12 protein-coding genes are annotated in these 15062 nt (G+C 58.3%); 5 read left to right on the top strand and 7 right to left on the bottom strand.

Annotated features, from left to right (window positions below; genetic code table 11):
* Positions 1-115 precede the first annotated feature (115 nt).
* The gene (locus tag J7447_RS05495; protein WP_209169022.1) at positions 116-1366 is read right to left on the bottom strand and encodes an MBL fold metallo-hydrolase; all 1251 of its coding nucleotides are present in this window, start codon (positions 1364-1366) and stop codon (positions 116-118) included.
* A 370-nt stretch (positions 1367-1736) separates the two neighbouring features.
* On the opposite strand from J7447_RS05495, the gene J7447_RS05490 reads away from it, so the two are divergent.
* Positions 1737-2237 carry a MarR family winged helix-turn-helix transcriptional regulator gene (locus tag J7447_RS05490; RefSeq protein ID WP_209169021.1) on the top strand — a complete coding sequence of 167 codons (501 nt, stop codon included), beginning with the start codon at positions 1737-1739 and terminating at the stop codon, positions 2235-2237.
* Between the two features lie 136 nt (positions 2238-2373).
* Entirely contained in the window at positions 2374-3714 is a 1341-nt protein-coding gene (locus tag J7447_RS05485) for a DUF2865 domain-containing protein (protein ID WP_209169020.1), read from the top strand.
* Here J7447_RS05485 and gltX read toward each other — a convergent pair.
* The 5 genes from gltX to J7447_RS05460 form a co-directional block, all read right to left on the bottom strand.
* Positions 3677-5038, bottom strand: coding sequence for a glutamate--tRNA ligase (gltX, locus tag J7447_RS05480; RefSeq protein WP_209169019.1), 1362 nt, complete (start codon positions 5036-5038; stop codon positions 3677-3679). The two genes, J7447_RS05485 and gltX, sit on opposite strands and share 38 nt — an antisense overlap.
* A 52-nt stretch (positions 5039-5090) precedes the next feature.
* Positions 5091-6308 carry an MFS transporter gene (locus tag J7447_RS05475; RefSeq protein ID WP_023003906.1) on the bottom strand — a complete coding sequence of 406 codons (1218 nt, stop codon included), beginning with the start codon at positions 6306-6308 and terminating at the stop codon, positions 5091-5093.
* A 178-nt stretch (positions 6309-6486) separates the two neighbouring features.
* Entirely contained in the window at positions 6487-8154 is a 1668-nt protein-coding gene (locus J7447_RS05470) for an NAD+ synthase (RefSeq protein ID WP_152506975.1), read from the bottom strand.
* A 144-nt stretch (positions 8155-8298) separates the two neighbouring features.
* Entirely contained in the window at positions 8299-8832 is a 534-nt protein-coding gene (locus J7447_RS05465; protein WP_209169018.1) for a response regulator, read from the bottom strand.
* A 165-nt stretch (positions 8833-8997) separates the two neighbouring features.
* Entirely contained in the window at positions 8998-10380 is a 1383-nt protein-coding gene (locus tag J7447_RS05460; protein WP_023003903.1) for a class II 3-deoxy-7-phosphoheptulonate synthase, read from the bottom strand.
* A gap of 278 nt (positions 10381-10658) precedes the next feature.
* On the opposite strand from J7447_RS05460, the gene J7447_RS05455 reads away from it, so the two are divergent.
* Positions 10659-11390 (top strand): VIT1/CCC1 transporter family protein, encoded by a 732-nt coding sequence (locus J7447_RS05455; RefSeq protein WP_209169017.1) that lies wholly within the window; start codon positions 10659-10661, stop codon positions 11388-11390.
* A 14-nt stretch (positions 11391-11404) separates the two neighbouring features.
* Here J7447_RS05455 and J7447_RS05450 read toward each other — a convergent pair whose 3' ends face one another.
* Entirely contained in the window at positions 11405-12001 is a 597-nt protein-coding gene (locus J7447_RS05450) for a hypothetical protein (RefSeq protein WP_209169016.1), read from the bottom strand.
* A gap of 53 nt (positions 12002-12054) precedes the next feature.
* Between J7447_RS05450 and J7447_RS05445 the strand changes: the two genes are divergently transcribed.
* Together J7447_RS05445 and J7447_RS05440 are read left to right on the top strand one after the other, a co-directional pair.
* Positions 12055-13248, top strand: coding sequence for an aminotransferase class V-fold PLP-dependent enzyme (locus J7447_RS05445; RefSeq protein WP_209169015.1), 1194 nt, complete (start codon positions 12055-12057; stop codon positions 13246-13248).
* A 170-nt stretch (positions 13249-13418) separates the two neighbouring features.
* On the top strand, positions 13419-14882 hold the full coding sequence (locus J7447_RS05440) for a diguanylate cyclase (protein WP_209169014.1): 1464 nt from the start codon (positions 13419-13421) through the stop codon (positions 14880-14882).
* Positions 14883-15062 lie beyond the last annotated feature (180 nt).

The raw sequence follows: 15062 nt of genomic DNA, 5'->3' as shown, positions 1-15062 counted from the left end.
ACCGCCCAACATGTGGGGATCACGAAAGCGCGATCAAGCGTCAGACGAAAAACAAAGCGCGCGCCCATCAGGCGCGCGCCTCACAACTTCATCTTACCGGGTTTTCGACGCGATGTTAGCGGGCGTCTTCAAGAACCTTGTCTGCGGCCGCCTTTTCTTCAGGAGCCGGTGTATCCGACGGCTTTTCGTCCTCGACGATGTCCTCGGCCGATAGCTCCATCTCTTCGCTGTCTTCCGGCTGCTCTTCTTCAGAACCGAGTGCAAGCGAGGCAGCAAAATCGCTGTCCGAGACGAGATCGGATGCTTGTGCTTCTCCGCCCGTTGCCGAAGCCTCTTCCGAGACTTCCGACGCGGGCGCATCGGCGACAGCCATTTCCGCCGCAACCTGCTCCGGTGCCCCCTCACTCAGGCCGGCTGTTCCGTCCAGGGCATCGTAAAGATCGGCGATCCGTTCCCGTGTCCATATCTGGGGCTGGTCGAGGCCAAGAGCTTCGTCGTAGGCCCGGGCAACACTTACGGGCAGATGAAATTCAAAGTCGGCCTTCGAGCCGAAACGGGCAGCAAGCGCGTCACGAACAGCCTGGAAAGTATCCTTCAGACCAAGGCTCTGCTCGACACATGCAGCTGCCGCGTCCCGCAAGGTCACGACAAAATCACGGGTGGTTTCAACGGCCGTTGCCACGGCTTGCGCACCGATGGCGGATTTCCCGCGTCCCGGCATCAGCGCAGTCGGACGAAACGCCGTGATGCGGTCGAGCGCGCGCGGCCAGTCGGCCAGATGGGCATCTCCGCAATAAGGAACAGCGGCTTTCTGAACCAGATCTCCCGCGAAGATCACGCCACTTTGCGGAACCCATACGACCAGATCGCCCATCGTATGGGCGCGGCCCAGATGCATCAGCCGGACGTCCAGCCCGCCAAGGTCGATGGTCATTGAAGATGCAATGGTCATGGACGGCATGCTTACACCGGTGTTGCCGGGTAGTCCGGCGAACAGTGCCGCATCCCGCTCCCGGGCCACGCGGATTTCCTCGACGCCGCGGGTTTCCATCATCCGTCTGGTCAGATCGGAAGCAATGACCTCGCCCGGCTCGAATGCCAGGGCACCAAGTGTGTTGTCTGAATGGAAGTGCGTCAGAACGACCTGTTTGATCGGCTTGTCCGTGAGCTCGCGAACCTTCTGCAGAACCTTTTCCGCAAGGGCCGGCGTTGCCTGGGCATCGACAATCAGAACACCTTTTTCGCCGATGACCACACCGGTGTTGGAACAGCCATCCGCGCTATAGGCATAACAGCCGCGTCCAAGCTCTTCGAACCGTTCGTTTTCACCCGGAACGGCTTCGGACCTGTTTGTCATCTCTACCATAACGGTCTCGCTTTCCTGCCAGATGTCTGACTGCCTGTTTCGGCCTGCGCGAACTTTGCCGCGCTTTTTCCTGTTGACTGAAGCGTCTCAGTTTCGGTGTCTGATTCGCAATTTTTCACGCGCCAATTCCTTAACTATTCTCTCTTTATCAACAGATAGGTCAGCTCTTTCGCCGTATTTTGACTGCACCTGACAAAGCTCTTGGCCATACTTGCTTTCAATCCTGCTACTTTTTCGTAGCTGCCCGGGGTGTCTTTCCGGGGTTATTCAACCGGATATACTTGCTAGTCACAGAAAATGGCCGGATAACGGCATTGTTCATCTGCCTGCTCAATCAGGCTTAACGAATCTCCAAGGCGTCGACTTATCCATGTCCGATCAGCAAGGGTCCAAATCCACTGTTTCCCCAGGCAAGGTACCTTCCAAACCTGTCCTGAAGCTGAGCGCATTCCTGCCTTACAGGCTCAACCATCTGGCCGAGACCGTCAGCAGGTCCTTTTCCAGAATTTATGCCGACACCTACGGTATCGGGATTCCCGAATGGCGGGTGCTTGCCACTCTTGGCGAATACAAGGCCATGACTGCACGAGATATCAGCCAGGCAACCTCCATGCACAAGACCAAGGTCAGTCGGGCTGTCGCCGCCCTGGAAAAGCGCGACCTGCTTGTGCGCGACAAGAACAGGGACGATCAGCGGGAACAGACCCTGTGCCTTTCTGATCAGGGCAATGCCATGTACGAAGAAATTGTCCCTCAAGCCCTCGCCTACAGCAAGAGCCTGGAAGACGCGCTGACAGAGGAACAGAAGTCGGTCCTGGACGAGATTTTTGACCGTCTGCACGAGGCCACGCGATCCGGGGAAAGTGACTGAAATCCTGCGTGGTCCTGCCGCTCCGCCATTAACCTAACGTGAGAGCTTTCATTGCTATTGATAGGTCCAGCAGCGATAGTGCCGAGGTCGGTTAAAGACCGATACGGCGCGGCAAAAACGCTGTAGGGGATGGGTGATGAGACGTAGCTGGTCTGCCGGGTCCAAGGTAATGGCACGCGCTGTCGCGTTTGGTGCCGGGCTTGTGCTGTGCGCACATACTGTGAGCGCGGCCACCTGCTCCAGCCTGAAGGCCGAACTGCAGCGGCTGGAATCGCGTTCGACAGCACAGTCTCCCGCAGCCCAGAAATGGACCACCGCCAAATCCCAGCAGCAAAAGGCCATCAATGCCGCAGAACGGGATGCAAACTACTTCGGCTGCGCTTCAAACGCATCCCCCAAATGCAGTGGTCTAAATGACAAGATCAAGCGCATGAAGGCCAACCTTTCTGCAATTGAACGTCAGCTTGCGAAGTCCGGTGGCGGATCGTCGAAGAATGCAAAACGTGCAAGGCAGATCCGGGCCTCGCTGGCAAAACAGAAATGCGATGCCCCGACCCGCGAAGCACGACAACAAAACGCCAGCGGCGAGGACAAGCCGCAGTCTCTCCTGGCCCGCATCTTCAACCCGCAGCCGCGCGTCGAACTTGCCTCCGTAACGACGGGCGACCGGGAAATCGCTTCGGTGCGCCGGCAAGCCCGCAGCGAAACCAAACGATATTCCCTGCCTTCCGGTGGCGCATTCCGGACCGTATGCGTCAGAACCTGCGACGGCTATTTCTTCCCGGTAAGTTTTTCGACGGGCAAGAGCCAGTTTGCCAACGACGAAGCAAGATGTTCGGAAATCTGTCCGGCTGCGGAAACCGAGCTATACGTCTATCGCAACCCGGGTGGCGACCAGGCCCAGATGATGTCTCTAGCCGGCAACCTCTACTCCGAACAGCCCTTCGCCTATCGCTACAAGAGCGAATTCGTTGAAGGCTGCAGTTGCCGAGCAACCCGTCAATCGAAGGCACAATCGGCCTGGACGGATCTCAGCACCGGCTCGGGAAACAGGGTATTCTTCACCGACATCAGCGCCGGCCTTCCCAGGCGGACACTTCAGCCAAGCCGCGGTGGAACCTACGAACACGAAGAAGACCTTCCCTCTCCGCTGACCAGAACCCCGCTGACCAGAACGCAGCTTCCGCGCTTTGAAGATCCCGACACGCTCATGAACATGGAAAAGGGCTTCGACGTGTCGGCGCGGCTTGATCTCGCCGCGACACGACTTGAGCGCGACGAGGACAAGGTTGCTTCAAGTTCCGGTTTCAAGGACGGTTTCCCGGTCCTGTCGATCCATTCCCCCAAGGAAACGGATGACGAGGAACTGGCGGCTTTTTCGCCTGTGTTCAAGGCAGAAGACGACGGTTTTAGCGCAGCGCCGGACCGAAAGGCCCCTGTCAGGGTAGTCGGTCCAGAATATTTTGTCGCCCAATAAGCGGCAGCAAGGCCTTCATGTCCGGACCGTGATCCATCCCGGTCAGCACCCTGCGCAACGGCATGAACAGGCCGCGACCTTTACGGCCGGTTTCAGCCTTCAGAGCAGACGTCCACTCTCCCCAGGTCTCCAGGGTGATGTCACCCTCGGGCAGCAAGGCCTTTGCACCTGAAACGAATTCCTGGTCTTCATCCTCGATCCGGCTTTCCACGGGACCCGTGACGACCTGCCAATAGGCACGCGCGTCGTCAACTGTTTCGCAGTTGCCCCGCACGGTATCCCAAAAGTCAGCCCCCCCACTGATGCCCATCGCTGCAAGACGGCTCTCCACCGCGTCGAAGGGCAGATCATGTACGAGGCGCGCGTTGAGTGACTTCAGCTCTTCCGGATCGAACTTAGCGGAGGACCGCGAAACGCTGGTCAGGTCGAATTTCTCGATCAGGGCATCCATGGACGCAACCGGCTCGACCGCCTGACTGGTTCCGGTCAAAACGGCCAGGGAAGCGACCGCCATTGGCTCAAGCCCGGCCTCGCGCAGCGAACCTATGGACAATGCCCCCTTGCGCTTCGAAAGACCTTCGCCATCGATCGTCGTCAGGAGGTTGTGATGACCGAATACCGGCGGTTTTGCCCCCATCGCCTCGAAGATGGCAATCTGGACACCTGTGTTGGAGACGTGATCTTCGCCGCGGATGATGTGGGTCACATCCATGTCGATGTCATCGACAATTGAGGTGAAGGTGTAGAGATACGAACCGTCCGCACGGATCAGAACCGGATCGGACATGGAGGCCAGATCGATCGTCTGGTCGCCGCGGCACAGATCCGACCAGGCGACATCCGTACGTCTGGTTTCAAACGGGTTTCCGTCGTGGTTCGGCAGGACAAAGCGCCAATGCGGCTTGCGGCCTTCGGCTTCGAAAGCCGCCCGCTCTTCGGCGGTCTGCTTCAGGCCTGCACGGTCGTAGACCGGAGGTCTGCCGAGCGCTCGCTGGCGCGACCGGCGGCGTTCCAGTTCATCCGGCGTTTCGTAACACGGGTAAAGAAGGCCCGCATCTTTCAGCTTCTGCGCCGCGGCATCGTAGTTGGCGATCCGGTCCGATTGCCGCTCCTTCAGGTCCGGTTCTATCCCGAGCCAGTGAAGGTCGGTCTCGATGGAATCGGCATATTCCTGCTTCGAGCGGACGAGGTCCGTGTCGTCGAAACGCAGGATGAACCTGCCGCCCATCTTCTTGGCAAAAAGCCAGTTGTAGAGCGCAGGACGGATGTTGCCGATGTGGATATGGCCGGTCGGCGACGGCGCGAAGCGAACAGTGACGGTCATGGCGATGAGTTAGCCGGGGTTGAACCGGACGGCAACCCCAAACTACCGGACCTTATGAAGAATGTTCGGAAGACCGGTAGGTGCGCGACACGAACCCGAGCACACCGCAGAAAACGAGGCAGTAGCCCCCCATTACCATGACCTGCAGGTCGAACGAGACACCTTTGTCGATCAGCCAGCCGACGAGACCCGGACCGGCCGCGGAAGCAAACACCATCACCGAAAACGCGACAGACCGAATGGCCCCCATGTGCCGCGTGCCGTAAACCTCCGGCCAAAGCGCGCCCACCAGCGTGCTGTTGAAACCGTTCGAGATGCCGACAAGCAGCATGAAAACGAAAGCAGCTGCTGGCGCGTGGAAATTGGCGAGCACGAAACAGGCCAGTGTCAGGGGAACAAGGGTGAATGGCAGCAACTGACGCGCGGAAAACCGGTCGATCAACGGGCCTATCACCAGGGATGCACAGACCACGCCGGATGCCATCAGCAGGAAGGCGCTTGCAAACAATTCCAGCGTCCACCCTCTCAGTTCCACCAGATAGACCTGGTGGAAGAAGATTGCCGTTCCGATAAAGGCCGGCGCGTTGACACCGCAGTTGACCAGCCAGAAGCGGACATCGCGCAGCGCTTCCCCTCGTGTCCACTGGCGGCCTTCCGGTTTGGCCGAGGCCGTTTCGAGCGCGGAAGGGATGCGGTCCTTTGCCAGGAGCGTCAACAAGACCGGCAGGGCGACAACAGCCAGCACGATGGCCGATACCGTCCAGGCACCGCGCCACCCGAAGGCATTGGCCAGAACAACGAAGCACAGCGGAAACAGCGCTTCTGCCGTCGGAAAACCGAGAACGGCGATCGACACCGCCCGGCCCCGCTGCGCAGTGAACCATCGCCCGGCAGCGGTCACCGACGTGTGTGTCATCATGCCCTGCCCGCACAGCCGCAGGCCATAAAAGGCAAGTCCGACCATCCATACGGAAAACGTGTTGGCCATCGCCAGGCAGAACAGGGCGAGACCTGTCATCACCACCGCTGCGATCTTCTGTACCGGGAAGTGATCCAGGCTGCGACCGACATAAGGCAGGGTCAGGGCACTGCCGAGGGTCGCCACCATGTAAAGCAGGCCAATGTCACCGTGACTGAGACCGAACTCCGCCCTGAGGTCCCCCGCCGACAGCGAGATGAAAAACGTCTGCCCGAAGCCGGAAAAGACCGCGAGAAGGTAACTGGCGGCAAGCCAGCGGGCGTTTTCACGCAGGAAGGAGAAATAGGTCATCGAGGCAAAAGCCCACTTTCAACAAACAACTGACGATCCACAAAACAACCCACCCCGCGGAAGCGCGAAGCGCTGTCTCGAAGGATGAGGCGGTAGCTTTCTGCCACGCCCGTTCAAAATCAAACGATCAGATTCTGCGAAACATCAGCCAGGCAGGCACTTATGAATGCCCTGCCTCTCAAGAGCGATCGCGGAACCTGTTGGTGATGGGATATCGCCGGTCCTTGCCGAAGTTGCGCTCGGTGATCTTCACCCCCGGAGGCGCCTGCCGGCGTTTGTATTCGGCAATATAAAGAAGATGTTCGATCCGGTGGATCAGTGCCCGGTCGTGACCGCGTTTTTCAATGTCGCCCACCGACATCTCGTCTTCCACCAGACATTCCAGGATGTCGTCGAGAACATCGTAAGGTGGCAGGGAATCCTGATCGGTCTGGTTTTCACGCAGTTCGGCAGTCGGCACCTTGGTGATGATATTGGACGGAATAACTTCTCCACCCGGACCAAGCAGCCCTTCCGGCAGGTTGGCATTGCGCCATGCAGCCAGGTGATAGACCTGCGTCTTGTAGAGATCCTTGATCGGATTGTAGCCACCGTTCATGTCGCCATAAAGCGTGGCGTAGCCGACCGACATTTCCGACTTGTTGCCGGTGGTCATGACCATGCGCCCGAACTTGTTGGAAACTGCCATCAGGATGACACCACGCGCACGCGATTGAAGGTTTTCTTCGGTCGTGTCTTCGTTCGTGCCGGCAAACAGATCGCTCAGCGCCGACCTGAAGCCTTCAACCGGTTCGGAAATGGGCACAGTGTCATAGCGAATACCCAGCGCGTTGGCGCAGGCGGCCGCATCGGTGATGCTTTCCTCCGAAGTATAGCGATAGGGCAACATGATCGCATGGACCTTGTCGGCACCGAGCGCATCAACCGCCATTGCCGCACAAATGGCCGAGTCGATACCACCGGAAAGACCCAGTACGACCCCCGGAAAGCCATTTTTGGTGACGTAGTCTCCAAGACCCATGACGCAGGCCCGCCAATTCGCCTCATCGAGTTCCGGAAGCCTTGCAAAAGTGCCGTTCTCGCAAACCCAGGTCTCGCCCTCGCGCTTCCAGTCACTGATACCAAGAGCAGCTTCAAACTGGGGCATCTGGAATGCCAGCGAGCGATCGGCATGAAGCGCGAAAGATCCGCCGTCGAAAACAAGCTCGTCCTGCCCGCCAAGCTGGTTGCAGTAGATCAGCGGCAATCCGGTCTGGACCACACGCGAAACAACCACCTGCAGACGGTGTTCCGCCCGGTGTTCCCAGTAGGGTGAGCCATTGGGAACCAGCAGCAGCTCCGCGCCGGTTTCCTCCAGACACTCGCAAACCTCGTCGTTCCAGATATCCTCGCAGATCGGCAAGCCGATGCGCACACCGCGGAAGTCGACAGGTCCGGGCAAGGGGCCGGCAGCAAAAACCCGCTTCTCGTCAAAGACGCTATAGTTGGGCAGGTCGTACTTGTAGCGAACGGCCTTGATCTCACCCTGGTCCAGCAGCAGGGCAGCGTTATAGACTTTACCTTCCTCGCTACGCCAGGGAGACCCCAGCACGATGCCCGGGCCGCCATCTGCGGTTTCACCGGCAAGGGTTTCGGCCGCCTCCATGCAGCGCCTGACGAAAGCCGGTTTCAGAACAAGGTCTTCCGGCAAATACCCGGCGAGCATCAGTTCGGAGGTCAAGACAAGGTCGGCCCCTTGAGAGGCGGCTTCCTGACGGGCCTTGCGAACGAGCTCTGCGTTGCCGGCCACATCGCCAACAGTCGGGTTTAGCTGCGCGACAGCCAGTCTGAAACGGTCTGAAATCATCGGAAAATTACCAGGAAGTGACATTGCTTTCTGGTGTAGCCGCTAGATCGGCGAACGTCCAATCTGAATTTGCATACGTCCAGAAGTAGATTTGCCGGCACCTGTCAAAAGCCCGGTCGTGATGGGCCATGCCCGAAGGCATCGTCAGAGCAAGGCGAGCCCGGCTTGATCGGCTGAAGGTTCCAATGCTGCCGTGGACGAGATGTCCGTGACATTCAGTTTGCGCAGCGGCTGCTGATGCCCGGGGCCGAGAAGACCTTTCGAGCGCCCATGCATCTCCTGCCGTTCAAGGATTTCGCCGATGTGACGATACAAGATGACAGGAGCGATCGGTTTGGCGACGAACCCGTGAATACCGATCTCGATGCCTTCCAGAATTGTCGCGCGCTTGGCATGGGCAGTCACGATCAGAACCGGCGTGGTGCTGACCACAAGGTCCCTGTCGGCACGAAGGATGCGAAGAAACTCATTGCCGCCGAATGGACTCATGACCCAGTCGCAAAGCACAATGTCCGGCTTGCGGTCAACGACCATTTCCAGGGCTTCCGCACCATCGCTGGCTTCATAAGCCGAACGGATGCCGAAGCCCGCCAGCACGGAGCGGAGGATCGAGCGCATATGGGGATTGTCTTCCGCAATCAGGCAGGAAACCTTCGTCAGATCCCACTTATCGCGCACAACTCAAACTCCCCACTACACCCGTTTCCCTAAAAAGAAGGTATGCGCGTCGAGCGTTAAGCGAGGCTTACCTCAGGGCACGTTCAACCCGAAAAATCCGAAAAAAACGCAAAAGGGCGGCAAGTGCCGCCCTTTCAGATAACGTAACGGAAGAGGCAATCCTCTTTATGCGCTTGCCGCAAGCGGCTCGACCTGCCGGCCGTCGCGTTCCTTCTTCAGGTTTTCCGCAATCAGGAATGCAAGTTCCAACGCCTGATCCGCATTGAGGCGCGGGTCGCAATGGGTGTGGTACCGGTCGCCGAGCTGGTCCTCGGTCAGGGCGCGTGCCCCACCCGTGCACTCGGTCACATTCCGGCCGGTCATTTCGATGTGAACACCACCGGCATGCGTGCCTTCCGCACGATGAACCGCAAAGAAGGCTTCCACTTCCTTCAGGATCCGGTCGAACGGACGGGTCTTGTAACCGCCAGCGGAAATGGTGTTGCCATGCATCGGATCGCAGGACCAGACCACCGTCTTGCCTTCCCGCTCGACAGCGCGAACGAGCTGCGGCAGGTGGTCGAACACCTTGTCGGCGCCGAAGCGGGCGATCAGCGTCAAGCGGCCCGGTTCGTTTTCCGGGTTCAGGATGTCGATCAGCTCCAGCAGGCCATCCGGTGACATGGACGGGCCACACTTGAGGCCGATCGGGTTCTTGATACCGCGGAAGAATTCCACATGGGCGTGGTCCGGCTGACGCGTCCGGTCGCCGATCCAGATCATGTGGCCGGAAGTCGCATACCAGTCACCCGAGGTGGAATCGACGCGCGTCAGGGCTTCTTCATAGCCAAGCAGCAGAGCTTCATGGCTGGTGAAGAAATCGGTCGACCGAAGCTGCGGAACGCTATCGGCGTTGATGCCGCAGGCCTTCATGAAGTTCAGCGACTCCGAAATGCGGTCGGCCAGTTCCTTGTAGCGATGGCCCTGCGGGCTATCGGAAATGAAGCCGAGCATCCAGCGATGAACCTGGTCGAGGTTTGCGAAACCGCCCTGCGCGAAGGCGCGCAAAAGGTTCAGCGTGGCTGCCGACTGGCGGTAAGCCATGGCCATGCGGCCCGGATCCGGGATACGGCTTTCCGGGGTGAAATTGATGTCGTTGATGATGTCGCCGCGGTAGCTCGGCAGCTCGACGTCACCCTTCTTCTCGAAATTGGAAGAACGCGGCTTGGCGAACTGACCGGCGATCCGGCCGACTTTCACAACCGGCTGGCTGGCGGCATAAGTCAGCACGACGGCCATTTGCAGGAAGACGCGGAAGAAATCACGGATGTGGTCGGGATGATGCTCGGCAAAGCTTTCGGCACAGTCACCGCCCTGGAGCAGAAAACCGTTGCCCTGCGCGACATTTGCCAGCTGGCTCTTCAGCGCACGTGCCTCACCTGCAAAAACCAGCGGCGGATAAGTCGACAGGCGCTGTTCAACATCCGCCAAAGCCTCTTGATCCGGGTATTCCGGAACCTGCAAGATCGGCTTCGATCTCCAGCTGTCCGGGCTCCACTTCTCCGCCATACTTCCTACTCCTCACTGGACCCGCAGGTTCGTTTCACACCCTAGATCACGCGGTCCGCGACATTTTCGTTCGTTTGGGCCTGCCAATTGAAGGCAAACGTGCGGCCTTATACACTTCATGGGCCGCCAAGGCCACAGGGCAATCCCCCAAAATATACCCTGTTTCAAGGATCATTTTCGCCACTTCTGCGTGGACACGAAATCCTTGCCTTTGAGGCGGATCATTGCGGGTGGTGATCCAGGGGGGCATCGTGTGTGAAATCATACAGGATGACCTCATGCCGACACCTCGTCTGGAGCATAGCCACAGGCCCGATGACATCGCGAACCGGCTCGCTTCAGGACCGGATGCAAGCTATCTGAGAGACTGGGTCTATGGCGGCATAGACGGCGCCGTCACCACCTTTGCCATTGTTGCAGGGTCTGTCGGCGCGGACCTCTCTCCGTCGATTATCCTCATCCTGGGAGCTGCCAACCTGTTTGCCGACGGGTTTTCCATGGCGGCAGCCAACTACACCGGTTCCAAATCCGAAATCGAGGATTACGCGCGCCTCAAGGCGGTCGAGGAAAAGCACATCGCCGTGGCGCCAGATGGCGAACGGGAGGAAATCCGGCAGATTTTCCGCGCCAAGGGTTATGACGGACCAGACCTGGAAACCCTGGTCGAGCTGGTTTCCTCCAACAAATCCATCTGGATCGAAACCATGATGCAGGCCGAATACGGTCTGTCGAACACGGCGCGATCGCCAATGAAGGCAGCGCTTTACACCTTCGCCGCCTTCGTTCTGTTCGGCTCGATCCCACTGCTGCCGTTCGTCATTCCGGTGCCAGCCAGTGCAGAAACCGCGACAATCCTCACGATACTCGCCTTTTTTACCATCGGCTCCCTGAGGGCGCGCTGGTCGCAGCGGCATTGGTTTTCCTGCGGGCTGGAAACAAGCGCAATCGGCACCCTGGCCGCGGGCATCGCCTTTGCGGTCGGATACGGCCTGCAAACGCTGCTCGGCTGACGGTACAATAATGCCTAAGTGGCTGGGGAAAGAAAGTTGACCCCGAGGTCTTTCAACTTGCTGTCGATCAGCTTCGCCACTTCCGGATCGAGCACAATCTTGCGCGGATAGAGCGGATATGCACGGTCCGGCAGTACTGGCACATGCCAGCCTTCAGTCGTTTCCAGAAAATGATCGATCCCTGCTTCTCCCCAGAAACGATAGAACCCGGCCAGAACGCAATCCAGGTAACTTTGCAGGATCGGATGTTTGTCCGTGCCCCAGCGACAATGTTCGGGAGCAGCCCTAAAAAGAAACAGTTCGTCAGGCCCCGGCCGCATGGACGCGTCGCAACGAAATGCGCCGCCGACAGCTTCGACCTTCAGGTATCGTTTCTCGCGCAGTTCCAGCTCGGCAAGGCGGGTCTTGGGTTCACGCGCCATCACCCCCATGATGCGTGATCCTTCCTTTTCCCGTACAGTCAGGGCGCAGCGCCCCTGGCCGTCCGGGCTCTCGCCGCACACTTTCCATTCCCGCACCCAACCGTGGAGGGTTCCGGGCGTCACTTCAACGCCGGCGGGAATAGTGTCAATATTGACTAGGGAACCATAACCAAAATATGTGATCGTCATCTGGTGCTTGTCTAGTGCTTGTATGTTTTTCTTAGATTGTTTCCGAGGGTGTCATGATCGTTCCGTCTCTTACCCAGCAGGATATCGACCTCATGAGGGACGATACTCCGGGTGTACGTCAGCTCATTCACTTTAACAATGCGGGAACGGGGCTGGCCCCCACTCCTGTTCTTGAAGCAGTTAAGCAGCATCTTGATCTTGAAGCGACCCTCGGCGGATATGAAGCCGCAGCGGCCGCCAAGACCGCAATGGACACCTTTTATACGTCTCTGGCAGCTTTGATCGGCAGCAAACCGCAGGAAATCGCCTATATCGAAAATGCCACCCGGGCCTGGGACATGGCTTTTTACGGCATCGACTTCCGCGAAGGAGACCGGGTTGTCACCGGCCGTGCCGAATACGTCTCCAACTACGTTGCCCTGCTGCAGATGAAACGCCGCAAGGGGATCGAGATCGATATTGTCGAGGACGATGAATTCGGGCAAATCGACCTGAAGGCCCTGAAAGCCGCGATTGGTCCGAAAACGCGGCTCATCGCCCTTACGCACGTTCCGACCTTTTCCGGACTGATCAATCCTGCCGAAGAGGTTGGAGAGATCGCGCAGGAAACCGGTGTCCTTTATCTTCTCGACGCGTGTCAGTCCGCAGGGCAGATCCCGCTGAATGTCGACGAAATCGGTTGCCATATCCTGTCCGGCACCGGGCGCAAATATCTGCGCGGTCCGCGCGGCACCGGATTTCTCTACGTCAGCGACGCCGTGCTTGACCAGGTAGAACCGCCGTTTGTCGATCTTCAGGCAACGGAGTGGATCGACGAGGATCGTTATGAACTTGTTCCCCACGCACGCCGTTTCGAAACCTGGGAACGCTATGTCGCGGGGCAGATCGGTCTGGGTGTTGCCGTCAGCTATGCAATCGGCTTCGGCATGGAGCGGATCGGCAACAGGATCTGCGGGCTTGGCGCTCAGCTCCGATCTGAGCTATCTGCACTTCCCGAAGTAACCCTTCACGACAAGGGCCAGCGCAAGGGCGGCATCGTCACGTTCTCGCTGGCCGGTGAAAGCCCGGCACAGACCAAACTACGGCTTGGGCAAGCCGGTATCAACGTTTCGGTCAGCCAGGCCAGCTCAGCCCGGATCGACTTGCCGCTCCGGGGTCTTGATGCCGTGGTGCGGGCGTCGGTTCATGCGTTCAATTGCGAAGAGGAAATTGAACGCTTTGTTAAGTGTCTCGGTAGTTTTCGCTAGGTGAGCACCCTAGAAAAGCGCCTCCCCCACCCGGTGTTAAAGTTCTTCGGCTAAACAGCTGTCGCATCCGGGTAAGAGGGGATGGCGGTTTCTTGTTCCGTTTGAAGAAAAAGACATCTGAAGCAACACATCCAGGGTTGGAGGCTCCAGAAGCCGGCCGGCGGATCACGGTGTGGATCTACAGCCTTGCAGCGCTCGTGATTTTCCTGTCGACCGCTTCCCTCACCTTCATTGCCCACATGGCCTGGGGCGAAGCCGACAGGCGCGCTCTTGAAGCCGAGCAGATGCGCCTGACCAACACCTTGAAGGACATCCACCGCCAGGTCGCGCGAGACCAGGTGACGATGGCTCAGTGGGACGATACCTTCAACGCCCTTCAGACCCCTTTGGACCGCGAGTTCATCGAAGACGAACTGATCGGCGACCTTTGGGAAGATTTCAACCTCGACCGGACTTTCGTCGTGATGCCGGACGGGACCTTGATCGCGCAGGCAATCAGGGACGATGTCCTGATTGAAAATCGGCAATTGCCGGCCGAAAATCTTGTTCGGAAACTTGCCGAACAAACGGCTGCGGCTTTCAGGAAGCGGCAGGACGGTTCCAACTCCGTTTTTGCCGAATGGTACATGCCTCAGTCCGCCTTGCTGGAAACGTCTCAATCCGCCTTTGCCCAGATCGACGGATCCCGAGCATTCCTCAGCGCCATCCCGGTTCTACCCGATGAAGGTCATGTCCGGCTGGTGGGCGACTATCCGGCAATCCTGGTCAATGCCGTCTACATAGATCAGGACTGGCTGACCGGACTGAACGAACAACTCGGCTACAGGGATTTCCGGTTTTTCCCCGGTGAACCTGAACGCAAACACCCAACGAATTACCTTGTACAGGCGGCAGACGGGTCCACGTTCGGCTATTTCAAATGGGACCATTCCAAACCGGGTCGCGAAATCTGGATCATGGCCCTGCCGCTGATCGTCCTGTTGGCGTCCATCATCGCAATCGTCGCCTTCGCGCTTGCAACTAAGATCAGCCGTCTGTCTGCATCGCTTGAAGAAAGCGAACGGAAGAACCGCCACTTTGCGCGACACGACGCTCTGACAGGGCTGCCGAACCGGCATCATTTTTCCGACTGCCTCACTTTCTCGCTGGATGGCCTGCCGGATCGTGGATTTGCGATATTTGCCTGTGATCTCGACCGCTTCAAACCGGTGAACGACACATATGGGCATGAAGCCGGTGACCGGGTCATCTGTACTGTCGCCGACAGAATGCGGCTTCTGGTCGGCAAGGATGGTGTCGTCAGCCGGATTGGAGGAGACGAATTCATTGTCCTCTTCACCAAGCATACAGACAGGGACAGGCTTGCAGCACTGGCCGAGGAAATCCGCCGGTCGATTGCCGAGCCGATAGACATTGGTGGAGGGCAACAGGTCGACATCGGTGTCAGCATCGGCATTGCCAGCGCGCCAGAGTCCGGCACGAGCGAGAAAGATCTGATCCGCATGGCCGACATGGCGCTTTACCGGGCGAAGGATAAGGGCCGCAATGCCTATGAGTTTGCAGGCCCGCACAGTATCGAGGATACCAAGGCCCGCAAGCAGATGGATCTGCAAGCAATTCCGGCGTCACGCTAGCGGGCACTGCCGAAAGCGGCAAATTACATTGTCATTAATACTATAAAAGGCAGAGTCCTTTGAGGATGCACCTCACGAAAACTCCTGAGTTTTTTAATACTCCCACATCCTGTTAAGGTATTCATTGATACAATCACTTTACTCTTTAGTGGCAAGAATTCAGAATAACAAACAAAGACC

Source organism: Labrenzia sp. R5_0 (genome assembly GCF_017743835.1).
Taxonomy (GTDB): domain Bacteria; phylum Pseudomonadota; class Alphaproteobacteria; order Rhizobiales; family Stappiaceae; genus Roseibium; species Roseibium algicola.
Note: the sequence above shows the minus strand (reverse complement) of the source record. Positions and strands in the feature narration are given on the sequence as shown.